The 26,247-nt window shown below is 71.7% G+C and carries 22 protein-coding genes and 1 pseudogene; 17 read left to right on the top strand and 6 right to left on the bottom strand.

Going from position 1 to position 26,247, the window contains the following annotated elements; translation table 11 throughout:
- The first annotated feature begins 40 nt into the window (after positions 1-40).
- The 12 genes and pseudogenes from AB0O76_RS41550 (at position 41) to AB0O76_RS41605 (ending at position 12,706) form a co-directional block, all read left to right on the top strand.
- Positions 41-1,096 (top strand): BMP family ABC transporter substrate-binding protein, encoded by a 1,056-nt coding sequence (locus AB0O76_RS41550; RefSeq protein ID WP_365502500.1) that lies wholly within the window; start codon positions 41-43, stop codon positions 1,094-1,096.
- Positions 1,080-3,047: an ABC transporter ATP-binding protein gene (locus tag AB0O76_RS41555; RefSeq protein WP_365502502.1), complete on the top strand. Its 1,968-nt coding sequence runs from the start codon at positions 1,080-1,082 to the stop codon at positions 3,045-3,047. The genes AB0O76_RS41550 and AB0O76_RS41555 overlap by 17 nt, the downstream gene beginning before the upstream one ends.
- Position 3,048: 1 nt before the next feature.
- Complete coding sequence (locus AB0O76_RS41560) at positions 3,049-4,146, top strand: ABC transporter permease (protein WP_365502504.1); 1,098 nt, start codon at positions 3,049-3,051, stop codon at positions 4,144-4,146.
- Positions 4,143-5,063 (top strand): ABC transporter permease, encoded by a 921-nt coding sequence (locus tag AB0O76_RS41565; protein WP_365502506.1) that lies wholly within the window; start codon positions 4,143-4,145, stop codon positions 5,061-5,063. The genes AB0O76_RS41560 and AB0O76_RS41565 overlap by 4 nt, the downstream gene beginning before the upstream one ends.
- On the top strand, positions 5,060-5,842 hold the full coding sequence (locus AB0O76_RS41570) for a purine-nucleoside phosphorylase (protein ID WP_365502508.1): 783 nt from the start codon (positions 5,060-5,062) through the stop codon (positions 5,840-5,842). Before AB0O76_RS41565 ends, AB0O76_RS41570 begins: the two co-directional genes overlap by 4 nt.
- A 49-nt stretch (positions 5,843-5,891) precedes the next feature.
- On the top strand, positions 5,892-7,262 hold the full coding sequence (locus tag AB0O76_RS41575) for an amidohydrolase (protein ID WP_365502510.1): 1,371 nt from the start codon (positions 5,892-5,894) through the stop codon (positions 7,260-7,262).
- Positions 7,259-7,888 carry a sulfite oxidase-like oxidoreductase gene (locus tag AB0O76_RS41580; RefSeq protein ID WP_365502512.1) on the top strand — a complete coding sequence of 210 codons (630 nt, stop codon included), beginning with the start codon at positions 7,259-7,261 and terminating at the stop codon, positions 7,886-7,888. Before AB0O76_RS41575 ends, AB0O76_RS41580 begins: the two co-directional genes overlap by 4 nt.
- Positions 7,881-8,633: a ferredoxin reductase gene (locus AB0O76_RS41585; protein ID WP_365502514.1), complete on the top strand. Its 753-nt coding sequence runs from the start codon at positions 7,881-7,883 to the stop codon at positions 8,631-8,633. The genes AB0O76_RS41580 and AB0O76_RS41585 overlap by 8 nt, the downstream gene beginning before the upstream one ends.
- A gap of 28 nt (positions 8,634-8,661) precedes the next feature.
- Positions 8,662-10,473: pseudogene (locus AB0O76_RS41590) on the top strand (thiamine pyrophosphate-dependent enzyme); the annotation flags it as partial.
- A 14-nt stretch (positions 10,474-10,487) separates the two neighbouring features.
- Complete coding sequence (locus tag AB0O76_RS41595) at positions 10,488-11,423, top strand: PDR/VanB family oxidoreductase (RefSeq protein ID WP_365502516.1); 936 nt, start codon at positions 10,488-10,490, stop codon at positions 11,421-11,423.
- Between the two features lie 33 nt (positions 11,424-11,456).
- On the top strand, positions 11,457-11,681 hold the full coding sequence (locus tag AB0O76_RS41600) for a recombinase-like helix-turn-helix domain-containing protein (protein WP_365502518.1): 225 nt from the start codon (positions 11,457-11,459) through the stop codon (positions 11,679-11,681).
- A gap of 5 nt (positions 11,682-11,686) precedes the next feature.
- Complete coding sequence (locus AB0O76_RS41605) at positions 11,687-12,706, top strand: aromatic ring-hydroxylating dioxygenase subunit alpha (RefSeq protein ID WP_365502520.1); 1,020 nt, start codon at positions 11,687-11,689, stop codon at positions 12,704-12,706.
- On the opposite strand, the gene AB0O76_RS41610 is transcribed toward AB0O76_RS41605, so the two are convergent.
- The gene (locus tag AB0O76_RS41610; RefSeq protein WP_365502522.1) at positions 12,688-13,230 is read right to left on the bottom strand and encodes a MarR family transcriptional regulator; all 543 of its coding nucleotides are present in this window, start codon (positions 13,228-13,230) and stop codon (positions 12,688-12,690) included. The two genes, AB0O76_RS41605 and AB0O76_RS41610, sit on opposite strands and share 19 nt — an antisense overlap.
- Before the next feature lie 172 nt (positions 13,231-13,402).
- On the opposite strand from AB0O76_RS41610, the gene AB0O76_RS41615 reads away from it, so the two are divergent.
- From AB0O76_RS41615 to AB0O76_RS41630, 4 genes are all read left to right on the top strand, one after another.
- The gene (locus AB0O76_RS41615; protein ID WP_249590945.1) at positions 13,403-14,074 is read left to right on the top strand and encodes a FadR/GntR family transcriptional regulator; all 672 of its coding nucleotides are present in this window, start codon (positions 13,403-13,405) and stop codon (positions 14,072-14,074) included.
- A 154-nt stretch (positions 14,075-14,228) separates the two neighbouring features.
- Complete coding sequence (locus tag AB0O76_RS41620) at positions 14,229-15,185, top strand: PAC2 family protein (protein WP_365502524.1); 957 nt, start codon at positions 14,229-14,231, stop codon at positions 15,183-15,185.
- 245 nt (positions 15,186-15,430) lie between these two features.
- Positions 15,431-17,215 carry a S8 family peptidase gene (locus AB0O76_RS41625; protein WP_365502526.1) on the top strand — a complete coding sequence of 595 codons (1,785 nt, stop codon included), beginning with the start codon at positions 15,431-15,433 and terminating at the stop codon, positions 17,213-17,215.
- 80 nt (positions 17,216-17,295) lie between these two features.
- Entirely contained in the window at positions 17,296-17,853 is a 558-nt protein-coding gene (locus tag AB0O76_RS41630; RefSeq protein WP_365502528.1) for a hypothetical protein, read from the top strand.
- Between the two features lie 81 nt (positions 17,854-17,934).
- Here AB0O76_RS41630 and AB0O76_RS41635 read toward each other — a convergent pair whose 3' ends face one another.
- The 5 genes from AB0O76_RS41635 to AB0O76_RS41655 all read right to left on the bottom strand — a co-directional run bounded on the left by AB0O76_RS41635 (position 17,935) and on the right by AB0O76_RS41655 (position 25,089).
- Entirely contained in the window at positions 17,935-20,994 is a 3,060-nt protein-coding gene (locus AB0O76_RS41635; RefSeq protein WP_365502530.1) for an NPCBM/NEW2 domain-containing protein, read from the bottom strand.
- Between the two features lie 168 nt (positions 20,995-21,162).
- A complete protein-coding gene (gene mshC / locus AB0O76_RS41640; RefSeq protein WP_365502532.1) occupies positions 21,163-22,392 on the bottom strand; it encodes a cysteine--1-D-myo-inosityl 2-amino-2-deoxy-alpha-D-glucopyranoside ligase in 1,230 nt (409 codons plus the stop codon).
- 502 nt (positions 22,393-22,894) lie between these two features.
- Positions 22,895-23,767: an SCO1664 family protein gene (locus AB0O76_RS41645; RefSeq protein ID WP_365502534.1), complete on the bottom strand. Its 873-nt coding sequence runs from the start codon at positions 23,765-23,767 to the stop codon at positions 22,895-22,897.
- Complete coding sequence (locus AB0O76_RS41650; RefSeq protein ID WP_365502535.1) at positions 23,731-24,321, bottom strand: DUF3090 domain-containing protein; 591 nt, start codon at positions 24,319-24,321, stop codon at positions 23,731-23,733. Before AB0O76_RS41650 ends, AB0O76_RS41645 begins: the two co-directional genes overlap by 37 nt.
- Positions 24,322-24,402: 81 nt before the next feature.
- On the bottom strand, positions 24,403-25,089 hold the full coding sequence (locus tag AB0O76_RS41655) for a histidine phosphatase family protein (RefSeq protein WP_365502537.1): 687 nt from the start codon (positions 25,087-25,089) through the stop codon (positions 24,403-24,405).
- Between the two features lie 62 nt (positions 25,090-25,151).
- On the opposite strand from AB0O76_RS41655, the gene corA reads away from it, so the two are divergent.
- Positions 25,152-26,150: a magnesium/cobalt transporter CorA gene (gene corA, locus AB0O76_RS41660; RefSeq protein WP_365502541.1), complete on the top strand. Its 999-nt coding sequence runs from the start codon at positions 25,152-25,154 to the stop codon at positions 26,148-26,150.
- Positions 26,151-26,247: the final 97 nt, after the last annotated feature.

Consider the following 26,247-nt stretch of genomic DNA (forward strand, 5'->3'; position numbering starts at 1 on the left):
CCGCCTGGGCTCCCAGGCACCTTCGAGAAGGCGCTTCCCTATGTCGCGTTCCAGTCACACCACGCGTACGTCCGTGAGGATCGCCGCCGCCACCGTCGGCGCCGTCCTCCTCGCCTCCGGCTGCAACGCCGCAGCCGACAAGGGCGACTCCGAAGGCGACAAGGGCGCCAAGGCGTTCACGCTCGTCACGCCCGACCCCGTGGCCCAGAACGAGTTCCTCAAACTGTCCGTCTCCGGAGTGAAGTCGGCGGCGAAGGCGCAGGGCGCCGGGACGCCGAAGGTCTTCCAGAGCAGCGACACGTCGTCGCGGCAGCAGAACGTGCAGTCGGCCGTGGACTCCGCGCCCGACGTCATCGCGCTGGTCGGCTTCGAGTTCGCGGACATCGCCGCGCAGCAGGCCGAGGCGCACCCCGAGCAGCAGTTCCTGCTCGTCGACGCGTGCACGAAGAAGACGTACAAGAACGTCACTTGCGCGGTCTTCCGGGAGCACGAGGCGGTGTACCTCGCGGGCGCGGAGGCCGGTCTGCTGACCAAGAGCAACAAGGTCGGCGCGGTGGACGCGCTCGACACCCCGCAGTTCCGGCGCTACAGCGAGCCGTTCGCGGCCGGTGCGAAGAAGGTCCGGCCGAAGGCCACCTCGCGCACACTCTTCGTGGGCGGGCAGTCGCCGTTCAATGACGCAGCGCGCGCCAAGGACCAGGCGGCGACGCTCGGTTCGGGCGGTGCCGACCAGGTGATGGCCGCCACGGCGGGCGGCAACACCGGTGTCTTCCAGGCGGCGAAGTCCCAGGGCTTCAAGGCGTACGGCGTGGACGCCAACCAGTGCATCGGCAGCTCGGGGGTCGTCGTCGACAACGTACTGAAGAAGACCGATGTCGCCGTCGAGAAGGGCATCGCGCAGATCCTGAAGGGCAAGGGCGGCACCACGGTGTCGTACGGCCTGAAGGAGGGCGGCATGTCGCTGACCGGGCTCGAGCCGGGGCTCGCGGAGTCCACGTGCCTGATCGCCGACCACAAGGACGTGCTGAAGCGCGTCGAGTCGCTGCGGGACGACATCGTCGCGGGGAAGCTGAAGGTCAATGACCCGGCGGCCTGAGTCCGTCACGGCCGATACGCCCGCCGTCGAACTCCGCGGGATCACCAAGGAGTTCCCCGGCACGCTCGCCAACGACCAGGTGGATCTGACCGTCGCGCGCGGTGAGATCCACGCCCTGATGGGCGAGAACGGCGCGGGCAAGTCGACACTCATGTCCGTCTTGTACGGGCTGCGGCGGCCGGACGCCGGGCAGATCCTGCTCGACGGGCGCGAGGTGACGTTCGCCAACCCGAGCGAGGCGATCGCCGCCGGGCTCGGCATGGTGCACCAGAGCTTCAAGCTGTTCCCTTCCTTCACGGTCGCGGAGAACGTCGTGTACGCCGCCGAGCCGCGCCGCTTCGGTCTGACGGACCGGGCGGAGGCGGTGCGCCGCGTCGGCGCGCTCGCCGATGAGCACGGGCTCGCGGTGGATCCGGCGGCGAAGGTCGGGGACCTGCCGGTGGGTGTGCGTCAGCGCGTCGAAATCCTCAAACTCCTCTACCGGGGCGCCCGTACGCTCATCCTCGACGAGCCGACGGCGGTCCTGACACCGGCGGAGGCCGACGCGCTCTTCGCCGTGCTGCGGTCCCTCGCGGACGACGGCCGCACGGTTCTCCTGGTCACGCACAAGCTGCGTGAGGTGATGGAGGGCAGCGACGCGGTGACGGTCCTGCGGGACGGCCGGGTGGCGGCACGGATGCGGACCTCCGACACCACGGCGGACGGTATCGCGGCGGCGATGACGGGCCGCGCTGTCGAACTGGACCGGGTGCATCCCCCGGGCACGCCGGGCGGACAGGTCCTGACCGTGACGGGTCTGAGCACGGACGCCGTCCGTGACGTCTCGCTCGCCGTGCACGCCGGGGAGATCGTCGGTGTCGCGGGCGTGGCGGGCAACGGCCAGTCCGAACTGGCCGAGGCGATAGCGGGCCTGCGCCCGATCGCCGAGGGCCGCGTCGTCCTCTCCGGCCAGGACATCACGGACGCGTCGGCGGCGGGCCGCCGTGCGGCGGGTCTGGCGTACGTTCCCGAGGACCGTACAGCGGTCGGCACGGCACCGGCCGCGACGATCGCGGAGAACCTGGCCATGGGCCACCACCGGGGCCACGGTCTCCTTCGCCCGGCCTGGCTCCGCGAGCACGCACGCGTCCTGATCGACCGCTTCGGCATCAAGACGGCGTCGTCCCGGCACACGGCGGGCTCGCTGTCCGGCGGCAACCTCCAGAAGCTGGTCATCGGCCGCGAACTGGCCCACGAGGCCCCCCTGTTGATCGTCGAACAGCCCACGCGGGGCGTCGACATCGGCGCCATCCAGACCATCCACGACCAACTGATCGCCCACCGCGACGCGGGCCATGCGATCCTCCTGATCTCCGCCGAACTCAGCGAAATCCGCGGCCTCTCGGACCGCGTCCTGGTGATGTACGAGGGCCGGGTGGCAGCGCAATACGCTCGCGCGGACGCGGATGAACAGACGCTGGGTCTTGCGATGGCGGGCGGGGTTGACGCGGGCGCCGCGGAGGGCGGAACCGGTGCCGGCCGCGCGACCGCCGCATCGGGCCCGGCAGGCGCCTCCGGCACCACAACACCGACCGACGCGTCGGGCAGCACCGTGGCGGAGGCGGCGCCTCCCGCCGACAAGCGAACGCCCGGACCCGCCACGGCGGACAGCTCTGACGCCGCGTCGGCAGCGAGCCCACCGGGCAACGACCGGGCGAAGGCCGCGGCGGGCCCGACGGACGGCTCCGGCGCCGCGGCGGCAGCGGACGACAGCACCGACGCCGCGGCAGCAGCCGCCCCACCGGGCAGCGCCCCGGCAGAGGTGGCTCCACCCCTGCGTCGTGACGATGGCGTCGACAGCAGCCCGGCCGATGTCGACGCCTCCCGCGACGATCAGGCCGGCGGTGGTCCCTCCGTCGTCCCCGCTCCCCGCGAGAGTGACGAGCCCGCGCCCGTGAAGGAGGGTCCCTGACATGGCCGTCGAGACGCAGTCCCCCGGCACCTTGGGGGCGCTCGGCGCGCGTGTGCTGCGCGCGCCCGCTCTGCACTCCGTCGTCGCCGCCGTTCTCGTCGGCGCGCTCTTTCTGATCGGGACCGGGGCCGATCCCGTCGGGGCGTACGGCTCCGTCGTCAGCGGGGCGCTCGGGCCCGACGGGATCGGGTCCACGCTCACCACCGGGACCAGCATCATCGGGCTCGCCATTGCGCTCGCCATCCCGATGCGGGCCGGGCTGCTCAACCTGGGCGGGGACGGGCAGTTGGTGCTCGGCGGGATCGCGGCCGCCGCCACGGGGCTCTACTCGCCGCTGCCCGCGCCGCTCACCGTCGTCGCCGCGCTGCTCGCGGGGATGGCGGCCGGCGGTGCGTACGCCGCGCTCGCCGCGGTGTGCCAGAACCGGTTCGGCGTACCGCTGTTGGTCAGCAGTCTGCTGCTCGGTTATCCGGCGATGTCCTTCGCCTCCTATCTCGCGCGCTTCCCGCTCAAGGAGGAGGGGTCGAGCCTCCCGCAGACCCGGCGTCTTCCGGACGGGGTGGAGCTGCCCGTCTTCGGCGCGTCGACCGTCACGGTCGGGCTCGTTCTGGTCGCGGTCGCAGCGGCCGTGTTCCTGTTCGCGGACGCCCGTACCGCCACCGGCTACGAGATCCGCATGACGGGGCTCAATCCGCGTTTCGCCGCGTACGCCGGGGTCGACCGGCCGAAGCTGACGCTGCGTCTGATGGCGCTGTCCGGCGCCGTCGCGGGCCTGGTCGGCGCGATCGGCGTGCTCAGCTTCCCCTACCGCTTCATCGACGGTTCGCTCAACGCCGCCGGGCACACGTGGACCGGCCTCACCGCCGCCCTGCTGGCCGCCGCCGCGCCCGTCGGGACCGCCCTCGCGGCGCTGTTCTTCGCGGCGCTCGAAGTGGGCGGGCTCGCCATGGAGCGGACCACGGAGGTGCCGCGCGAGCTGACCCAGGTCCTGCAGGCCGTCGTCATCGTCTTCCTTGCCGCCCGGCTGAATCTGACGTGGCGGCGCGCCAGGAAGAGGCCCACCGACACGCATGATGCGAAGGAAGTGAGCGTGCGATGAGCATCGACTCCGCCCTGTTCCACTCCGCGCTGCTCGCGCTCACCCCGATCCTGCTCGCCGCACTCGGCGGCGCGATCTGTGAGCGGGCGGGCGTGTTCAACATCGGTCTCGAAGGCATGATGCTGATCGGCTGCTTCAGCGGCGTCGCGGGCAGCTGGTTCACCGGGAGCGCCTGGCTGGGTGTCGCGTTCGCCGCCCTCGCTTCGGCGGCGTACTCGATGATCCTGGCCGTCGGGACGATCAGTCTGCGGGGGGACGCCGTCGTCCTCGGCGTCGCACTGAACCTCCTCGCGGTCGGGCTCACCGGATTCCTGCTGCGTACGGTCTTCGGCGTGCAAGGCACCTTCTCCGACCCGGAGTTGGCGGGGCTCGGCGGGATCGACATCCCGTTCGTGGGTCCCGTCCTGTCCGGGCACTCCGCGCTCGTGTATCTGTCGTGGGCCGCCGTCGCCGTGGCGGCGGTGTTCCTCGCCCGCCACCCGTGGGGCCTGCGCCTGCGCGGCGTCGGCGAGGCGCCCGACGCGGCGGCCACGCTGGGCGTCAGTCCGGCGAAGTACCAGTACGCGGCCGTCCTGACGTCAGGCGTCCTGTGCGGGCTCGCGGGCGCTCAACTCGCCCTCGGCAACGTCACGTTGTTCTCCGAGAACATGACGGCGGGCCGTGGTTGGATCGCCGTGGTCGCCGTGATGCTGGGCCGCGCGCTGCCGCTGGGCGTGCTGCTCGCGGGGCTGCTCTTCGGCATCGCGGAGGCCGTCGGTTTCCGGCTGCAGGGGCTCGGCATGCCGCAGCAGGCGACCGACGCGGCTCCGTACGTGGTGACCCTGGTCGCCCTCTTCCTGTCCACGGCGCGCAGGCGCCGCCGCAAGTCCCCGGTGTCCCCGACATCCCCGGCACCCTCGGTAGGAGAACCCGCATGACCACGTCACCCGCCGACAGCACTGACACACTGCCCATCACCCGCGTCCCGCGCACCGGCCTGCCCACCAGTGCGGTCGTCGTCGGCGACCCGGCCCGCGCGGCGGCCGTCGCCGACCTGCTCGCCGACGCCAAGGAGGTGTCGTACCACCGCGAATACCGCACCTTCACCGGCACCTGGCAGGGCACGCCCGTCGTGGTCGCATCGCACGGCGTCGGCGCACCCGGCGCGATCCTCCTGTTCCAGGAGCTGGCCGAGGCGGGCGTCACCACCATCCTGCGGCTCGGCACGGCCGGCGCGATCCGCCCCGGCATCGGCGACGGCGACCTCGTCATCGCCGACGCGGCGGTGCGCGACGACGGCGTGACGGGGCAGCTGATCCCCGCCGAGTACCCGGCGTTCTCGACCCCGGAGGCGGTCATCGCGCTGCAGCGCGCCGCGCGGGCGGCCGACGCGCCGCACCACCGGGGCGTGGTGTGGACGCGGGCCGCGTTCCAGCCGGGCTTCCTGCCGCTGCCCGGCGAGGCGTACGCGGCGGCCGGGATCGCGGCCATCGAGATGGAGCTCTCGGCGCTGCTCGTCTTCGCCTCCACGCACGGCCTCACGGCGGGGGGAGCGCTCGTCGTGGACGGCGCGAACGCCGACGACCTGGTCGACGAGGAGGCACCCTTTTCGACAGGTCGCTACAACCCGCACCGCGACGTGGTCGCCGACGGAGTCGACCGGGGCGCCCGGATAACCTTGGACGCGCTGCGCCTGCTGGCCGACGCCGACCACTGAGCCGCGCGCCCGCACCCAGGCCGCCGAAGAACCACGGAGAACGGAACCGATGCACCCCACTGACCTGCCGGCCCAGGACCGGGGCGGCTCCGTGGATCTCCTGGTCCACGGCGGCGACGTCCTCACCGTCGACCCGTCGGGCACCGTCGTGACGGACGGCGCGGTCGCCGTCCGCGACGGGAAGATCGTCGAGGTCGGCCCCGCCGAGCGGCTGCGCGCCGCGTACGAGGCGGCCGACGAGCTGGACGCCACGGGCTGTCTCGTCCTGCCGGGCCTCATCAACACGCACACCCACCTGGCGATGACGCTGTTCCGCGGCATCGCCGACGACGTCACCCTGCAGGATTTCCTGGCCCGGGTGATCCCGGCCGAGGCCGAGCGGCTCTCACCGGAGACGGTCACCGCGGGGATGCTCGGCGCGATCGCCGAGTCCGTACGTGCCGGGGTCACCGCCGCGCTCGACATGTACTGGTTCCACGAGGCGGCCGAGACAGTGGCCCGCGACGCCGGGTGGCGGCTGCTCACAGGGCCCACGTTCATGGACGTACCGGGCCCGCCGGACGGCCGCGCCTACGCCGACAGGCTCGGCTGGGCGGCCGCCGACCTCACCGCCCGCACCCCGGCGCCGGGCACACGCCCGGTGCTCTTCGCGCACTCCGCGTACACCCTGGTGCCCGAGCAGCTGACGGCGATCACCGCGCTCGCCCGTGAGCACGGGGCCCTCCTGCACATCCACGCCGCCGAGAACGCGGGCGAGGTGGGAGCCGTCGTCGAGCAGCACGGCATGCGCCCCGTGGAACTGCTCGAATCGCTCGGCGTGCTCGGCCCGGACACGCTGCTCGCGCACGCCGTCGACCTCACCGACGCGGAGATCGAGGCCATCGCCCGCACCGGCACGGCGGTCGCGCACTGCCCGGTGTCGAATCTGAAGCTGGGCTGCGGTATAGCCCGCGTCCCCGACCTCCTCGAAGCGGGCGTCACGGTGGGCCTCGGCACGGACGGCGCGGTGAGTTCCAACACCCTCGATCTGCTCGGCGCGGTGAACGTCGCGGCGCTGGTGCACAAGGCGGGCGGCGACCCGACGGCGGTCGGTGCGGAGCAGGCGGTCCGCATGGCGACCATCGAGTCGGCGCGGGCGCTCGGCCTCGCCGACCAGCTCGGCTCGCTCGAATCCGGCAAGCGCGCGGACCTGATCGTCTTGGACCTCTCCCGGCCGCACCTCACGCCCCGGCACGACCCGTGGTCGATGCTCGCGTACAGCGCGGCGTCCTCCGACGTCCGCGACACGGTCGTCGACGGCCGTGTCCTGATGCGCGCCCGTACGCTGGAGACCCTGGACGAACAGCACGCACTCGGCGCCCTGCGGGACGCGGCGTCCTCAGCACCGATCAGCACCTCCGAAGTGGCAAGCACCGCATGACCTCCGAAACGGCCTTCGAGCCCACCCGCGGCTTCACCGGCCGCGCCCGCGCGGCCGACCGCGATCCGCGGCTGCCTCCCGGGCAGTACGACGCGGCCGACAGCTGGCCCGTCCTGTCCGCCGAGGTGACGCCCGAGCTGACACCAGAGGACTGGACGTTCCGCGTCGACGGCCTGGTCACCTCCCCCCGCACCTGGACGTGGGACGAGGCACACGCGCTGCCCGCGTCCGAGTACCGCGGCGACATCCACTGCGTGACCAGCTGGTCCAAGTTCGGGGTGCGCTTCGGCGGGGCGAGCCTCGACGCGTTCCTGGCCGCCGCGGGGCCGCGCCCCGAGGCGACGCACGTCGTCGCGTACTCGCACACCGGCTACACCACAAACCTGCCCCTGTCCGACGTCACGGACGGCAAGGCGTGGATCGTCTGGGAGTACGGGAACGGGCCCCTGCCGCCCGAGCACGGCGGCCCCGCCCGTCTGATCGTCCCGCACCTCTACTTCTGGAAGAGCGCGAAGTGGATCGCGGGGCTGCGGCTCCTCGACCACGACGAGCCGGGCTTCTGGGAACAGAACGGCTATCACCACCGGGGCAATCCCTGGCGGGAGGAGCGCTACTCCGGTGACTGACACCTTCGTACCCCCCACACGGTTCGCCGTGCCGGGCCGGATCGCGGTGAGCAATCGCGCGGCGGCCGTCTGGCAGCGGGCGACGGTCGTCGAGATCCGCCGGGAGACGCCCGCCGTCTCGACGTTCCGCCTCAAGGTGCCCGACTGGCAGGGGCATCTGCCGGGCCAGCATCTGATGCTGCGGCTCACGGCTCCGGACGGCTATGTCGCCCAGCGCCACTATTCGATCGCGTCCGCTCCTCAGGACGCGGAGGCGTCCGGCGAGATCGAGCTGACCCTGGACCACGTTCCGGGCGGCGAGGTGTCCGGGCACCTCCACACGGTCGCCCGCGTCGGCGACACCGTCGAGGTGCGGGGCCCGCTGTCCGGCTTCTTCGCCTGGCCGGGGGACCGTCCGGCGCTGCTGCTCGGGGCGGGGTCGGGGGTGGTCCCCCTGATGTCGATGCTGCGGCACTGGCGGAAGGTGGGGCCGAGCGTGCCGCTGCGGCTGATCGTCTCGGCGCGGACGTCCACGGATCTCATCTACGCGGATGAGTACGGGGACGAGACGCGGGCGATCCTCACGGGCACGGAGGGCCGCCTGAGCGCGTCCCACCTGGCCCCGCTCCTGTCCCCTTCCGCCCTCCCCGAGGGCGGCTGGGAGGCGTACATCTGCGGCTCGAACGGTTTCGCGGAGCACGCCTCCCGCCTGCTGGTGGCCGCGGGCCAGCCGGTGGACCGGGTCCGGATCGAGCGGTTCGGCTGAACCGCTACGGCGAGACCTCCTCTATGGCCGGGCCCGCGGCTCGCTGGGCTGCGCGCTCACGTCGACGGGCACGGGCGCGGGCAACGCGGCCGGTTCGCTGGTAGAGGCGCTCAGCTCGGGCACGTCGGTCCTCCACATCACGGGCCAGGTGGAGAGCGAGTTCCTCGGCAGCGGCCGCGGCTTCATCCACGAGACCAAGGACCAACTCGGCATGCTCCGCGCGGTCTCCGCATACGCCGCAACGGTGCCGTCCGCCGACGCAACGGGCCGGATCCTCCGCGAGGCGGCACGAGCAGCACTGACGGACCCTGGCGGCCCGGCGAGCGTGGAGTGGCCGGTTGATCTGCAGTATGCGGCGCAGAGGGATGCGGAGGACTCGGCGGACACGGGCCCGGCTGACTCGACGGACGCGGGCCCGGCTCGCTCGACAGACGCAGGCCCGACCGGCTCGACGGACGCAGGCTCGGCTCGCTCGACGGACGCAGGCCTCTCCAGCTCGACGGACGCAGGCTCGGCTCGCTCGACAGACGCAGGCTCGACCGGCTCGACGGACGCGGGCCCGACCAGCTCGACAGACGCAGGCCCGGCTCGCTCGACAGACGCAGGCCCGACTGACTCGACGGACGCAGGCCCGACTGACTCGGAGGACGCCGGGGCGGTCGACGCGGGCCCCGTCGGCCCCGCGGAATCGCCGCTCCCGGCGCACGCGGACCGCAGGTCGGCCGCCGCACCCTCGCCGTTCGGAGCCCGGAGCGCCAGCCACCCGCTTCCCGCCGAGGGCGAACTCGCCGCGGCTCAGGCCCTCTTGGCCACCGCCGAGCGCCCCCTCATCTGGGCCGGTGGCGGAGCCACCCGGGCCCGCGCCGAGCTGGGCGCGCTGCTCGACGCCACCGGCGCGGGGCTGCTCACCTCCAACTCCGGGCGTGGTTCCGTGCCCGAGGACCACCCGCAGGTCATCGGGAACTTCGCCACCACCCCGGCCGCCCGCGCCCTCCTCGCCGACGCCGACATTCTGCTGACCATCGGCACGCACTTCCGGTCCAACGAGACCGCCGACTACGAGCTCGAACTGCCCGCCGCGCACATCCAGATCGACATCGACGCCGCCGCCCTCGGGCGCGTGTACCCGGCGCGGCACGCCCTGCACGGTCACGCGCCCGACGTGCTCGCAGCGCTGCTGCCGCACGCCACGCGGGCCGAGGAGAGCTGGACGCGACGTATCAGCGAGGTCCGCCACGACGTCCGCGCCACCCTGCACGACAACATCGGCCCGCAGGCCGCCATCTGCGACGCCATCCGCGCCGCGCTGCCCCGCGAGGCCGTCGTCGCCCGCGATGTCACCATCCCGTCCAGCAGCTGGGGCAACCGGCTGCTTGAGATGTACGACCCGCGCGACAACGTCTTTCCGCGCGGCGGCGGCATCGGGCAGGGGCTCGGCATGGGCATCGGCGCGGCGCTCGCCAGGCCCGACGCGCCCACCGTCGTCCTCGCCGGCGACGGCGGGCTCGCCGTCCACCTCGGGGAGCTCCTCACGCTCGCCCAGGAGCGGCCCCGGCTCACCCTGATCGTCTTCAACGACGGCGGGTACGGCGTGCTCCGCAACATGCAGGACCGCTACAGCGAGCGCCGCAGTGGAGTGGACCTCGCCACGCCCGACTTCGAACTCCTCGCCCAGGCCTGCGGGTTGGCGTACGCGCGGATCGCCGCCGAGGACCACGCGCAGCCCGTGATCAGTCATGCCGTCGCCTCCGACGGGCCGACCCTCGTCGAGGTCGATCTGGCCCGGCTCGGGCCGATGAAGAACCCGTTCACCCCGCCCGTCAAGATCCCCGGCCAGTGAGGAGGACCCCCATCATGAGCGAGAGCGAACTCACTCTGCTGGTACGCCGTATGACCTGGGAGGCGGACGGAGTCCTCTCCGTCGAGCTCGCCCACCCGGACGGCAAGCCGCTGCCCGCCTGGACCCCCGGCGCGCACCTCGACGTCCATGCCGGTGGTCTCGTACGCCAGTACAGCCTCTGCGGCGACCCGCGGAACGCGTCCACTTACCGCATCGGCGTTCTCAACGAGCCGTCCTCGCGCGGTGGTTCGCGGCACGTGCACACCAAGCTGCGGCCCGGTCAGACGGTCGCGGTGTCCGAGCCGCGCAACTACTTCCCCCTCGACGACGCGCCCGGCTACCTGTTCATCGCGGGCGGCATCGGCGTCACCCCACTCCTGGCGATGGCCCGTGACGCGGCACGGCGCGGGGCCGACTGGCGGATGGTGTACGGCGGGCGCAACCGCGGATCCATGGCGTTCACCGATGAACTGGCCTCGCTCGGCGGTGACTTGACCGTCGTCCCGCAGGACGAGCACGGGCACATCGACCTCGCCGCGGCGCTCGACGGACTGGCCGAAGGCGCCCTTGTGTACTGCTGCGGACCGGAACCGCTGCTCGCCGCCGTGGAGGCGGCCTGCCCGGCCGAGCGGCTGCGCGTGGAGCGGTTCGCCGCGCCCGTCGTGGAGCGGACCGGGGACGACTCCGCGTTCGAGGTGGAGTGCCGCACCTCCGGGCTCACGCTCTCCGTCGGCGCCGACACGTCCATCCTGCGGGCCGCCGAGGACGCGGGCCTGAACGTCAGCAGCTCCTGCCAGGAAGGCATCTGCGGCAGCTGCGAGACCCGCGTACTCGACGGCACACCCGACCACCGCGACTTCCTGCTCAGCGACGCCGAGCACGCCGCGAACGCCTCGATGATGATCTGCGTCTCGCGCTGCGCATCGGGCCGCCTCGTCCTCGACCTGTAGCGACTCTTCTCGAAGTGCCCCTTGGAGACAACCGTGACCACCACCTGGCCGTACCTGGACGTCCACCAGTCCCGTACCCACGAGCCGACCCCGTACGAGTACAAGCTCGCCGCCACCCTCGAAGAGGTCTTCACCAAGGACGGGCACGAACTTGCCGATGTCGTACGTGGCTTGAATGCCCGTCAGGTCCACGCGCCGGACGGCGCCCAGTGGACCGAAGAATCCTTCTGTGCCGAGATGAACCGACTGGGAGCGTGACCCCGATGACCACCCTTGCCGGCCCGACCGCTTCCGCCGACCACATCTACGCCACCGGCCTGCGCAACCAGTGGCACCCCGTCGCCCCTTCGGACTTCGTCGCCGCAGGCGCCATGCGCAAGGTCACCGCCCTCGGCGAGCAGTGGCTGCTCTTCCGCCGCTCCGACGGCGCCCTGTCGATGCTCGCCGACCGCTGCCCGCACCGCGGGGCTCCCCTGTCGCTCGGGAAACACCTCGGCGACCGCGTGGCCTGCTGGTACCACGGCGTGGAGGTCGAGACCGACGGCACCGTCTCCTCCGTACCTGGCCTGCCCGGCTGCAATCTGGAGGGCAAGAAGCTCGTCACGTCGCTGCCCGTGCGGGAGATCGGCGGCGCGATCCTCGCCTACTTCAGCGACGAGCGGCACCCGGAGCCGGCCGAACTGACACTGCCGGATCCGCTCACCGCCCCGGACGTCGACGCGTTCCTCTGCTACGCGGAGTGGAACGGCCCCTGGCGGTTCGCGGTGGAGAACCTCCTCGACCCGATGCACGGCGCGTTCCTCCACCACGAGTCGCACACGATGTACGACGGCGACACCACCGCCAAGTTCCGCATCAGGGAGACGGACCGCGGCTACTTCTTCGAGAAGACCGACCAGCGGGGCGTCAACTTCGACTGGGTCGAGCTGTGCCGCACCGGCGTGGACTGGGTGGACCTGACCATTCCGTACCCGCCGTCGGCAGGACCCGGCGGCCCGTTCGGCATCGTCGGCATGGTCTGCCCGGTCGACGAGAACCGCACCGGTGTCTTCTTCTGGCGCTACCGCCGCGTCCAGGGCTGGCAGCGCGACACCTGGCGCTTCCTCTACAAGACCCTCATCGAGGAGCGTCACTGGCAGGTCCTCGAGCAGGACCGGGTGATGCTGGAGGCGATGCCCGCCGACGCGGACCAGCGCGAGAACCTCTACCAGCACGACCTGGGCGTGGTCCGGCTGCGCCGCATGTACCGCGCGGAGGCTCAGGCTCAGGCCTCTGCTTCGTGAGGTCCGTCGGAGTCCGTGATCGACCGCTCCAGCTTGGACATCAGACGGGCCAGCTGGCGGCACTCGGCCGGGGAGAGTCCGCCGAGCATCCGGCGTTCGTTGTCGAGATGCTCGGCGAACACCTCGTCGATCTTGGCGAGGCCCTCGTCCGTGAGCCGCGAGTAGACCACCCGGCGGTCGTCGGCGTCCCGCTCCCGCACGATCAGGCCGTCCTTCTCCAGGCGGTCGATGCGCAGCGTCACCCCGGCCGACGAGACGAGCCCGGAGTCCGCGAGCTGGCCCGCCGTGAGCCGGTAGGGCGCCCCGGCCCTGCGCAGCGCGGTCAGCACGTCGAATCCGGCGACCGCGAGGCCGTGCCGTTCGATCGCGGTGGTGAGCCTGGTGTTGTACCGCAGGAAGGTGCGGTGCAGCCGGGCGAGCACCTCCAGGGGCGAGGTGTCGAGCTCGGGCCGCTCTCTGGCCCAGTCCTCGATGATGGACGCGACGGCGTCCTCGTGAGCCCCCGCCGGCTTCTTCCCCGCCATGCGCCGTAGCCTCCCTCTCGCCGGTCCCGCGGTCAGTACGGAAACATCCGTACTGAAATCTTAGCCCTGAGAGATGTACGTATTCGCCTGACCCACGTGCGCAAGAACCCCGGGACACGCCATAATCATCCGAATACATCGGATGTCTTCTGTCTTGTGAGGCGAGGTCCCCATGGCTGTCACCGACGAAGCCATCGAAAAGATCAAGGGCATGATCGTCTCCGGCGCGCTGCGCCCCGGCGACCGGCTGCCCAAGGAGAGCGAACTCGCCGCCGACCTGGGCCTTTCGCGCAACTCCCTGCGTGAGGCGGTGCGCGCCCTCTCCCTGATCCGCATCCTCGACGTACGACAGGGCGACGGTACGTACGTCACCAGCCTGGATCCCCAACTGCTGCTCGAAGCCCTGAGCTTCGTCGTCGACTTCCACCGGGACGACACCGTCCTGGAGTTCCTCGCGGTGCGCCGCATCCTGGAGCCGGCCGCCACGGCCATGGCGAGCGTCCACATCACCGAGGCCGAACTGGACGTACTGACCTCCCAGTTGGACGCACTCGGCGCGGCCCCTTCGGTGGAGGAACTGGTCGCCTGCGACCTGGAGTTCCACCGCGGCATCGTGCAGTCGTCCGGCAACTCGGTGCTCTGTTCGCTCCTCGACGGCCTCTCCGGGCCCACCACACGGGCCCGCATCTGGCGCGGCCTCACCCAGGAGGACGCCGTCAGCCGCACCCTGCACGAGCACCGGGCGATCCTCACCGCCCTGCGGGACCGCGACGCGGAGGCGGCACGGTCCTGGGCGACGGTGCACATCGCGAGCGTGGAGCAGTGGCTGCGCTCGACGCTCTGACTCGACGCTGTAAAGCACCCGCCCGCCGCGGGAGTGCGCGGCCCTCCGGCGGGGCATTGATCCGGTCACCGAGCAGCCGCAAGGGGGCTGCGGACGGCCCCGGCGGACGCCGTAAGGTTGGGGCGTACGTAAAGGACGTCGGAAGGAGGCCTGGGTGATCGAGCTCGAGGGGGTACCCGAGCTGGTCGACCCGGTCATGGTGGCCGCGTTCGAGGGCTGGAACGACGCCGGCGACGCCGCCTCCACCGCGGTCGCGCACCTCGACAAGGAGTGGAAGGGCGAGGTCTTCGCGGCGCTGGACGCCGAGGACTACTACGACTTCCAGGTCAACCGCCCCACGGTCTTCCTGGAGGGCGGCGTCCGCAAGATCACCTGGCCGACGACCCGGCTCTCGGTGATCCGCGTGGGCGGCGACAAGCCGCGCGACCTCGTCCTGGTGCGCGGGATCGAGCCGTCGATGCGCTGGCGGTCGTTCTGCAACGAGATCCTGGGCTTCGCCCACGAGCTGGGCGTGGAGCTGGTGGTGATCATGGGCGCGCTGCTCGGCGACACCCCGCACACCCGCCCGGTGCCGGTCAGCGGCGTCACCTCCGACCCGGACCTGGCACGGACCATGGACCTGGAGGAGACGAAGTACGAGGGCCCGACGGGCATCGTCGGCATCCTCCAGGAGGCGTGCACGCACGCGGGCGTCCCGGCGGTCAGCCTCTGGGCGGCCGTCCCGCACTATGTCTCGCAGCCGCCGAACCCGAAGGCGACGCTGGCGCTCCTGAACCGCCTGGAAGACCTCATCGACGTGCGGATCCCGCTGGGCGACCTCGCCGAGGACGCCCGCGCCTGGCAGGTGGGCGTGGACCAGCTCGCGGCCGAGGACAGCGAGGTCGCCGAGTACGTCCAGTCGCTCGAGGAGGCCAGGGACACGGCCGAGCTGCCGGAGGCGTCCGGCGATGCCATCGCCCGCGAGTTCGAGCGCTACCTGCGGCGGCGCGACGGCGGCGGCCCGACCCCCGGTGAGCGCACCCGGCCCCCGAAGCCGCAGCGGCCGGGGACGGACGAGGACAGCGGCGGCACCGGCGAGGAATCCGGACCCTCTGATTCCTCGGAGGACTGACGAGGACTGGCGAGGACTGAACGAGGACTGAACGAGCGCGGGGCGGCATCCTTCCGGATGCCGCCCCTTCGCGTTGACGGCGACTTCCAGACGAATTGCACGGGGTTCCCCAATCGCCTTGATTTCAAACTCAGTTGGGGCAAAGGGGGGTGGACGACTCCGCCCGGCCGTAGCAAGGTGTGCCCCGAAGGCGCGGCCACAGCGCGCAGCACGGCACCCGTAGAACGGAAGGGAGCGGTGAAGCGATGACCGACCAGGCAGAGCCCGCGGGAGGCCCGGGAGCCAGTGGCCCTGGACCTGACGGCGCGGGATTCACCTACCGACCGGGCGAGCAGGAGCTGATCGTCGTCGCACGGCCCGAGGCCCGGCTGCGCGCCGGTACGCAGGGCATCCGCTCGGCGGCAGGTTCCGACGTGTCGGCCCTGAACATGTTCCTCACCGACGAACAGCTCGCCCTGGAACCGCTGTTCGGCAACGAGGAACGCCTCCACGCCACCGCCATGCAGGGGACCACCGACGGCGACGACGTACCGGACCTGGCGCTCTTCTACCGGGTGCGCGGCGGCGAGAGCCGCGCCCAGGAGCTGCGCTCGCGGATGGCGGCGCTGCCGGGGATCGACACGGCGTACGTCAAGCCGGGCGCCGTCCCCGCCTCGATCGGCGCGACGGGCAGGCCGCAGCCCCCGCCGCAGCGCCAGGAGTCGTCCCCGGAGGCGGGCGAGTCCGGGCGGCGCAAGGAGGGTGCCCCCGTCACCCCCGACTTCACCGGCCGCCAGGGCTATCTGCGCCCGGCCCCCGAGGGCGTCGACGCCCAGTGGGCCTGGCAGCGGCTCGGCGGTTCGGGCGAGGGCGTGACGGTGATCGACATCGAGGGCGCCTGGCAGCTCGGGCACGAGGACCTGACGGCGAAGCTCGCCGGAGTGGTCATCGGCACCCCGATCCAGGACGTCGCCTGGCGCAACCACGGCACCGCGGTGATCGGCGTGCTCGGCGGCGACCGCAACCAGATGGGCATCAGCGGCATCGCTCCGGAGTCGACGACCGCGGCCGCCTGCTTCCAGCCGCTCGGCACCGCGGCCACGATCCACGCCGCGGCGGAGCGCCTCGCCCCCGGCGACATCATCCTCATCGAACTGCACCGCCCGGGCCCGCGGTTCGACTTCGAGCCCCGCGACGACCAGAAGGGCTACATCGCCCTGGAGTGGTGGCCCGACGACTACGCGGCGATCCGGCACGCGACCGCCAAGGGCGTCATCGTCGTGGGCGCGGCGGGCAACGGCGCGGAGTCCCTGGACGACGCGGTGTACGAGCGCAGGCCCGACGAGTTCCCCGAGTGGTGGCGCAACCCGTTCAACCCCTCCAACCGGCCGTCGGGCGCCGTCCTTGTCGGCGCGGGCGCACCGCCGCCCGGCACCCACGGCCGCGACCACGGCCCGGACCGCTCACGCCTCGGGTTCTCCAACTACGGGGCCCGCGTGGACGCGCAGGGCTGGGGGCGTGAGACCACCACGACCGGCGGTTTCTGGGACCGGCCCGGGGATCTGCAGGGCGGCGCCGACGAAATCGCCTGGTACACGGACGCGTTCTCCGGCACCTCGTCCGCATCGCCGATCGTCGTCGGCGCCCTTGCCTGTCTGCAGGGCATGCTGAAGGCCGCGGGCCAGCAGCTGATGACGCCGGACCGGGCGCGCGCCGTGCTCAGGGCGACCGGTTCGCCGCAGCAGGACGCGCCGGGGCGGCCCGCGTCCCAGCGGATCGGCAACCGCCCCGACATCAAGGCGGCGGTGACGAACCTGCTGCCGTCGGCGGTGGGCTCAGGGCGCGCCGAGCGCTACTGGGACGAACTGCTGCCCTATCCGCCCGAACTCCCGCCACGCCTGCGGCTGTTCGTCGCCGGCGAGTGGCGCAACCTCAACGATCCGTCCCCCCACATCCGCCAGGCGGTGCACGCCGCCTTCGCGGGGGGACATCCCGACGTACGTGTCTGGTTCTCCGACGACGAGGTCGTCGGCCTGGTCGTCACAGGCTGACGCACCGCCCGCCGTCACGGACCGCAAGCACCATGCGCATTGCTGAAGCACCACAACCATTGAGGGAAGGTGGCACCCGCATGAGCACCACCCCGCAAATGAGTCCCATGCAGCAGCAAGGCCAGCAGTACGGGCCGCAACAGTACGGTCAGCAGCAGTACGGCTCCCCGCAGGGCCAGCAGCAGGGTCCCAGCACGGCCCCGCCGCAGCAGCTCGGCCAGCAGCAGCAACCGTTCGGCCAGCAGGGCATGCAGGGGCAGCAGGGCATGCAGGGCATGCAGCAGGTCCCGCCGCAGCTGCGCCAGCAGCTCCAGCAGCTCGGCCAGCAGCAGCCGTTCCAGCAGCTGCTCCAGCAGTTCGGCCAGGAGCAGCAGGTCCCGCAGGCGCAGGCGCCCCAGATCACGACGCAGGCGCTCGCGTCCAACGTCGCGACGACGTTCTGGGACGTCGTCCAGCCGCTGCCCGGCCAGGCATCGGTGCTCTACCTGCACGTCGACGGCGCCTGGCGGGCGTTCATCAACCCCAACCCGCAGACCCACGACGAGGTCCAGGAGGCGTTCGCCTTCGGACAGCCGGTGATCGGCTACTACGACACCAACAACCCGGGGTACCTCCTGGCCATCGTGGTCACCAAGTGACGGTCACGGCCGCCATGTGAACAGACGGCGGCGCCGGGCGGAGTCCTTCCCGCCCGGCGTCGCTCCCTGCCCGTCACACGGCTAGGCGCAGCTGAACCTCGCGGCCGCCCAGTCCCCGTGGTCCCCGCTCTTGGAGCCGTTGGTGTCGCTCACCTTCAGCTCCACGTGCCGGGCCCCGCTCACATCGACGTCCACGGGCACGGTCGCCGACGCGCCCGTCACCTTCGGCGAGGTCCACAGCACCTTGCCGTCGGCCTCTACGGAGAAGGCGACCTCTCCGTAGCCGTTGATCTCGTCGTCGATGCCCGCGTCGGCGGTGAACTTCGTGCACTGCCCGCCGGTGTAGACCTCGATCACGGAGTCGGCGTGCACGCCGATGCCCTTCTCGTACGTCTTGCCCGCGAGGGTCAGCGTGTGACCGTCATCGGCACCCGACTCGCCGTTGCTGCGGTCGCGTTCGGCGGGTCCGTATCCGTTGGTGGACTTGAGCCAGACCATGTCGCTCGCCCAGGTGTCGGCCGTCGGCGCCGGCGGCATGACGGCGACCGCGATCCGCTGTCCTGCGGTGCGGTCCTGCCCTGCCGAGCGGTAGCGGGCGCTCGCGTCGAGCGGCTGCTCACCGGGGTCGGCGTCCTTGGCCGGGGTGACGGCCACCTCCACGCGGCGGGTGGTTCCGGCGGGTACGCGGTCGGCTTTCGCGGTTCCGACCGTCCAGCCCTCGGGTGCGTCGAGGGTGACCTCTACACCCGTGGCGTCCCGCGTGCCCGCCGTGACGTCGACGGCGACCTTGCCCGCGGCTCCCGCGCCGAGCTCCTGGCCCGCGGGGGCGCTCACCGCCGCGGTCGCGCCGGGCACGGCACCGCCGACCGCGCTGGTGTCATCGAGTTCCAGGTCGAAGGCCCGGTCGGTGCGGAGAGCCGCCGTCTTCACCTTGACGACCCCGCCCCGGTCGTCCCGGTCGTAGAACCAGCCCTGCGCCGCCTTGTCGTACGCGTCCTTCGACGCGAGCCGGGGCAGCTCCCTGCCGGAGAGTTCCACGCCGCTGGGCGCGTCCCCGGTGTGCAGCGTGAACGCGTACGGCCGCTTGGTCTGTTTGCCGCTGAACTCCCCCTTGCTCGCGCCGATCGACACCCGCACGTCGCCCTTGCCCGCGCGGGGCGCATCGACCTCGGCGCGCTGGGTGGCGTACTCGCCGTCGCGGTGCCGGCGGGTCACGCCGTCGTCCTCGTACAGCTCGAAGGAGGAGCTGCCCTGCGGGTAGATGTCCCAGGCCATCGGCGAGTCGGCGGTGCGGTACTTGTAGGACCTGATGCCGCCGGGCCACATCGGCACGGTGGCACCGCCCTTGACGAAGAGCGGCAGGGTGTCGATCGGTGCGCTGTAGCCGTCGACGGTCGTCGGACCCTGATACGTACGACCGCTCCAGTAGTCGGTCCACGTCCCCTTCGGGAGGTAGATGCCGTCCCGGACGGTGGTGTCCTTGTAGACGGGCGCCACGAGGAAGTCCTCGCCCGGCAGGAACTCGTACTTGGCGGCGTCGGTGGCGGCCTTCGGGTCGTCGGGGTATTCGAGGGCCAGCGGCCGTACGGCGCCGACTCCCGTCTTCGTCGCCTCGTGCCCGTACGAGTAGAGATAGGGCAGCAGCGACTCGTGCAGCTTGAGGTACTTGCGGTTGATGGAGGTGTAGGGCTCCCCGTACCGGAAGGGCTGCTTGTCGTGGGCGGCCCAGCCGTCCATCGTCATCGTGACCGGCAGGAACGACTTCCACTGCAGATCACGGGCGTACGTCTTGGCGCTGCCGCCGAAGATGCCGTCCACGTCACCCGTCGTGTAGGCCAGGCCGGACATGGTCGCACCCGCGTACGTGGGGATCTGCCAGCGGATGTACTCCCAGCTGCCGCTCTGGTCCCCGGACCACTGCACCCCGCATCGCTGGGCTCCCGACCAGCTCTCGGGGGCCCAAGTGAAGCCCCGCGCATCGCTGTTGTCCTCGATGCCCTTGTGCGCGTCCTTGCAGCCGTCGAGCGCCTTCTTGTATCCGTCGCCGACCCAGGCGACATCGAGCTTGGCGACGCGCTGGCCCGCCTTGACCTGGTCGGCGATCTGGTCGATGCCGTCCTCGGTCCACAGTCCGAGCTGCATGTCGCGGTCCTGGAGGCCCTTGGCGGTCTCGGCGAGGTCTTCGTAGCCGCAGCCGTAGCCGTCGTTGACGAGCATCCAGCCGCCCGGCATGTCGTGCTTCAGATACTCGTCGGCGACCTTCAGGGAGTCCAGGGTGTGCCGTTCCCCCTGGTTGGCGTTGTGGAGATAGCAGTCGGCGTCACCGATCTCCAACCCATAAATGGGTGGCAGGAAGGGCTTCCCGGTCAGCTTCGTGTACTGCCCGATGACGTCCTTGGCGGAGTCGCTGCCGCGTCCGGCGAAGTAGTAGGCATCGAAGCGCTGTTCCTTGGCGGTGGCCGTCACCGGCTCGGCGAAGTCATAGGTGTTGGGCGCGTACGTATTACGGAAGACGCCGTACCCCTCCGAAGACAGGTAGAAGGGCACGGAGTTGGGGTGGCCGCCGTCGTCCCAGTTGTAGTCGACGCTCACCTCGACCTTCTTGCCGCGGTGCGAGGTGTTCCCGCGCCCGTTCTGCATCCCGGCGCCGTAGAACTGCTCGTCGGCGCCGCGCGCCAGACTCTGCGTGGTGGCGTCCTTGGTCCAGGAGAGCCCCTTGGACTCGGCCCAGATCTCGGTCCCGTCGGCGCGGTGGAGCGCGAACCGAAGGGGCGACTTGTAGGCGCGCAGGGTCACTTCGGAGGTGCTCAGTTCGTAGCGGTCGCCCTTGTCGGCCCAGTTGGTGCGCGGCGGCTCGCCCTGCGGCAGGACGATGTCCTTGCCGGTCGGGTCGGTGAAGTCGCCCTCGGGGGCGAGTTCCAGCCGGAACGTCTCCTTCGATACGAAGCTGACGCGGGCCTCGGCCTTGCCCGCGCCGATCCGGTACACGGACCCGTCGGCGGCGAAGTCCGTGACGTCCCCGACCGTGGTCGCGGGCTCGTCGGCGGCTTGCGCGCCGCCGCCGGGTCCTGCGAACGCCGCGAGGAGTCCTAGCAGGGCGGCGGCGAGCGCCGCCCGTCTGAAGCGAGTGGGTGATCTCATGGCGGAGGTCTAGCGCCTCAACGGGCGCCGGGGCCATGGACTTTGATGGGCCGCTCCTGGATTTCCGGAGCGGCCCATTCGGGTGAGATGAACCGGAGGGGCTCGGTAGAGAGCCCGTCCGGCGTTTGAGGACGAGCCCGAAGGGCGATCCGACCTCGCGGGCAGCTGCTACAGGGCCACGCCGAGCAACGCGTCCACGGCACGCGATACGACGCCGGGGGCGCCCTCGTCCGTACCGCCATCGGCGTCCTGGCGGGCGGCCCAGCGGTCGACGGCGGCGAGCGCCGTCGGTGCGTCCAGGTCGTTCGCGAGGGCGTCGCGGATCTCCTCGACCAGCGCGTCGGCCGACGGCCCGTCCGGGCGGGAGACGGCGGCTCGCCAGCGCCCGAGGCGCTCGACGGCGTCCCGCAGGACGTCGTCGGTCCACTCCCAGTCCGCGCGGTAGTGGTGCGCGAGCAGGGCGAGACGGATGGCGGCCGGATCGGTCCCGTCCCGCCGCAGCTTCGACACGAAGACGAGGTTGCCCTTGGACTTCGACATCTTCGCGCCGTCCAGGGCGACCATGCCGGCGTGCACGTACGCCTTGGCGAACGGGTGCTCGCCGGTCAGGACCTGCGCGTGCGACGCGCCCATCTCGTGGTGCGGGAAGGCGAGATCCGATCCGCCGCCCTGCACGTCGAAGCCCATCCCCAGGTGGTCCAGGGCGATGGCGACACACTCGATGTGCCAGCCGGGGCGGCCGCGGCCGAGGGAGGCCCCGTCCCAGCTGGGCTCGCCCTCGCGGGCGGCCATCCAGAGCATCGGGTCCAGCGGGTCCTTCTTGCCGGGACGCTCCGGGTCTCCGCCGCGCTCGGCGGAGAGCAGCTTCATCGCGGCACGGTCGAGGCCGGAGACCTCGCCGAAGTGGGCGTCGGACTCGACGGAGAAGTAGACGTCCCCCTCCAGGTCATAGGCGGCGCCCATGTCACGGAGCCGTTCGACGAGCGGCACGATGCCGGGTATCGCCTCGACGGCTCCGATGTAGTGCTGGGGCGGCAGGAGCCGCAGCGCGGTCATGTCCTCGCGGAACAGCGCGGTCTCGCCCTCGGCGAGCTCGACCCAGTCCTTGCCGTCGCGGTTCGCGCGTTCGAGGAGCGGGTCGTCCACGTCGGTCACGTTCTGGACGTAGTGAACCTGCCGCTTGGTGTCGAGCCACACGCGCTGCACAAGGTCGAACGCGTTGTAGGTCGCCGCGTGACCCATGTGGGTCGCGTCGTACGGAGTGATGCCGCAGACGTAGATACGGGCGACGGGACCGGGGTCAAGGGTGACGAGACCACCGGTCGCGGTGTCGTGGATCCGGAGGTCGCGGCCCTTGCCAGGCAGGGCGGGGACCTCAGAAGCGGGCCAGGCATGCATGCCATGAGCCTAACCGGACGGGCCATCCGTATACGAGCGGGGATCAAGGTTTATCCGGGCGGGGCGCCTTGTGCGGGGCAACTACACCGCCGCTGCGCGACGGATCTCTCCCACCCACCCAACGGATCTCTCCCACCCACCCAACGGGTCTCTCCCACCCACCCACCCGATTACCCCGCAACGCCCCGCCGACCAGCCCCGTCTTGGGCGGGCAGACCGCCCGACCGCCCGCCACCCGTCGTGGGCGCGCAGACCACCGACCGCGCCCCGCCGCGAGCGCGCAGACCACCCGGCCGCCCCCACCGTGGACGCACGAGCCCGCCCGGCCGCCCCGTTGTGGGCAGGCGTTCCGCACGGCGAGTGGGGTCTCCCCTGCTCGAGCGGAGCCGAGAGCTTGGAGTGGGGTCTCCCCTGCTCGAGCGAAGCCGAGAGCTTGGGGAAGGGTGGGCACAACGCCACGCTGCCGGGTGCCGAGGTACCAGGCGGTCAGGGGGACGGAGGGCTAAACCGGCGGCCACGGAATAGGGGGCCAGTCGCCGCTCGGGGCGGGGTGCAGGCCCGAAGCCAGCAGCGCGGACACCCGCGCGCGCAGCGCGTCCACCTCAGCCCCAGTGATCAGCTTCCCGAGCCGCAGGGCAAGGGGAGCAGCCTCCCCCAGCGCGTCCCGCAGGGACTCCAGGACCGCCACCGCCTCGGCAGCCAGCGGCTCCCCCGCCCACCCCCACAACAGCGTCCGCAGCTTGTCCTCGGCGTTGAACGTGACCCCGTGGTCGATCCCGTACAACCGCCCCCCGGAGGCGACCAGCAGATGCCCGCCCTTGCGGTCCGCATTGTTGATCACCGCGTCGAGGACCGCGAGGCGCCGCAGCCGCACATCGTCCGCGTGGACGAGCAGCGCCGTCCGCCCCTCCCCCACGTCGGCGAAGCCGATCGCCTTCCAGCCGTCCCCCGGCTCCTCGCCCTCGACAAGGGCAAGCAGCTCCGCCGAGTCCGCCTCCGCCTCGGAGCCCTCGATCCACAGCTGGCACATGCCCTCGCCGTACGGCCCGTCCCGCAGGACGGTCGGCGGCACGAGCCCCCACCCCGTCGCCTCGGAGACCTCGTACGCCGCCACCTCGCGCTGGGCGAGGGTCCCGTCGGGGAAGTCCCACAGGGGCCGCTCCCCGGCGACGGGCTTGTAGACGCAGGCGGCCGTTTCGCCCTCGTACGCGACCGTGCAGTACAGCACCGCGTTCGACGCCTCGCGGATCCGCCCGCGCACGGTCAGCTCCCCGTGGGTGAGCAGTTCCATGGCGTCGACGCCCGCATCGGCGCCCGCATCGGCGCCGGAGGCCGGACTCACGCGCCCCGCCGGTATCCGTTCTGGCGCGGGCATACGTGTCCTTCCGGGTCGAGCGGCAGGCTGCACAGCGGGCACGGCGGCCGCCCCGCGTTCACGACGTCGAGGGCGCGCTTGGCGAAGGCGCGGGCCTGCGCGCCGGTGAGCCGGACGCGCAGCATCGGCGGCCCGTTCTCCTCGTCCTGCAGAAGCCTTTCCTCGGCTTCGGCGAGATCCTCGTCCGATTCGGCGTCCAGCTCCACCAGAGCCTGCGCCTCGACGATCATCCGCTCCTCGTCGCCGTCCCAGGCGAGCGCCATCGTGCCGACCCGGAACTCCTCCTCGACGGGCGAGTCCAGGGGCGCGCTGTCACTGACCTCGGTCGGCGCGACGGCCGGCACGGGGGCGTTGCCGCCGCTGCGGCGCACGACCTCGTCGAGCAGCTCCTCCATGCGTTCGGCGAGCGCGGCCACCTGGGTCTTCTCCAGGGCGACGGTGGTCACCCGGGCTCCGGCGGTGGCCTGGAGGAAGAAGGTACGCCGACCGGGGAGCCCGACCGTTCCGGCCACGAAGCGTTCCGGCGGGTCGTAGAGGAACACCTGACGCGACACGTCCTGTCTCCATTGGGATCGACTGCGATGGATCACTTGCGGTGGTGCGGCCTGACCTCTGCACCCTACTGCGGCGGACGATCACGGTGCTCCCGCATCGCCACCCACCGCCGCGTCGCCCCCGGCGGGCGTCTCGCGCGGCGCGAGCGACCCGAAGTCGCCGGTGTCTCCCAGACGTACGAGGAACGGGCGAAGGCGTGTGTACCGGATGGCGGTGACGGAACAGGGCTCCACGGAGATGCGCTGGAAGAGGTCGAGGTGGAGCCCGATGGCGTCGGCGATCAGGGACTTGATGATGTCGCCGTGCGAGCACATCAGGTACACCGCGTCCGCGCCGTGGTCGCGCTCCACGCGCGCGTTCCACTCGCGTACCGCCTCGGCGGCCCGCGTCTGCATGGCCCGCATGGACTCGCCGCCGGGGAAGGCGGCCGCCGACGGATGCTGCTGCACGACCTCCATGAGCGGTTCGTCGGACAGCTCGGCGAGCTTGCGGCCCGACCAGTCTCCGTAGTGGCACTCCCCGATGCGGTCGTCGGTGTGCGCCCGCAGCTCCGGCCGCGCGGCGAGCAGCGGCGCGACGGTCTCCTGGCAGCGCTGGAGCGGGCTCGTGACGACTTCGGCGATGGGCAGGTCCGCGAGGCGTCCGGGGAGCGCGGCGGCCTGCGCTGCGCCGCGCTCGTCCAGGGCCACGCCGGGGGTCCACCCGGCGAGCAGGCCCGCGGTGTTGGCGGTGGATCGTCCGTGCCGGACGAGGATCAGCGTGGGCATGCGGGCCAGCCTAAGCCGCCGACAGGGTGCGCCCCGAGCGGAGGTTCGGAAGAATGCGCTCCGTGATCGTGGACTGCGCGCTGTACCGCGACGGGCGAAGGACCGAGTGCTCCGGCCACTTCTCGGACGCGCTCGCCGAGGCGCGCGCCACCGGCGACGCGTTCGTCTGGATCGGTCTGTACGAGCCGACGGAGTCGGAGTTCAACCAGGTCAGCGAGGAGTTCGCGCTGCATCCGCTGGCGGTGGAGGACGCCCTGAAGGCGCATCAGCGGCCCAAGCTGGAAGTGTTCGACGACTCGCTCTTCGTGGTCCTGAAGCCGGTCGTGTACGAGCTGGAGAGCGACGCGGTCTCGTCCGGCGAGATCATGGTCTTCATCGGCGACTCCTTCGTGGTGACCGTCCGGCACGGCGAGGAGTCGCCACTGGCTGCCGTACGCCATCGCATGGAGGCGGACCCCGAGGTGCTCAAGCACGGCCCGACGTCCGCCCTGTACGCGATCGCCGACGCCACGGTCGACCACTATCTGGACGTGGCCGGCGAGCTGCAGACGGACCTGGAGGTCCTGGAGGCGGAGGTCTTCTCGCCGGACCGCGGCGGCACCCGCAACACGGCGTCCCGGATCTACACGTTCAAGCGCCAGATCGTCGAGTTCCGCCGAGCCACGGGACCGTTGGCGATGCCCATGATGCGCCTCTCCGGAGCGGGCCCTTTCGCGCCCGCCGTGCCGTTCGTGGACGACACGGCCCGGCCGTTCTTCCGGGACGTCAACGACCATCTGACGCGGGTGAACGACTCGGTGGACAGCCTCGACCGGCTGGTGTCCGACATCCTCTCCGCGCATCTGGCGCAGATGAGCGTGCGGCAGAACGACGACATGCGGAAGATCTCGGCGTGGGCGGCCATGGTCGCCGTCCCCACCATGCTCGCGGGGGTCTACGGCATGAACTTCGACCACATGCCCGAGCTGCGCTGGGTGTGGTCGTACCCGGCCGTGATCCTGCTGATGGCCGCGCTCGAGGTCTTCCTCTACCGGATGTTCAAGAGCCGCGGCTGGCTCTAGGACCTGTCCGATGGGTCCTGCCGGGGTCGCGACCCCTGGCACGCCCATCTGCCGCGTTGTCGTCGGTTGCCAACGCTCCGCGTTGTCGCCCTCCTCC

This window comes from Streptomyces sp. NPDC086554, assembly GCF_040686095.1.
Taxonomy (GTDB): domain Bacteria; phylum Actinomycetota; class Actinomycetes; order Streptomycetales; family Streptomycetaceae; genus Streptomyces.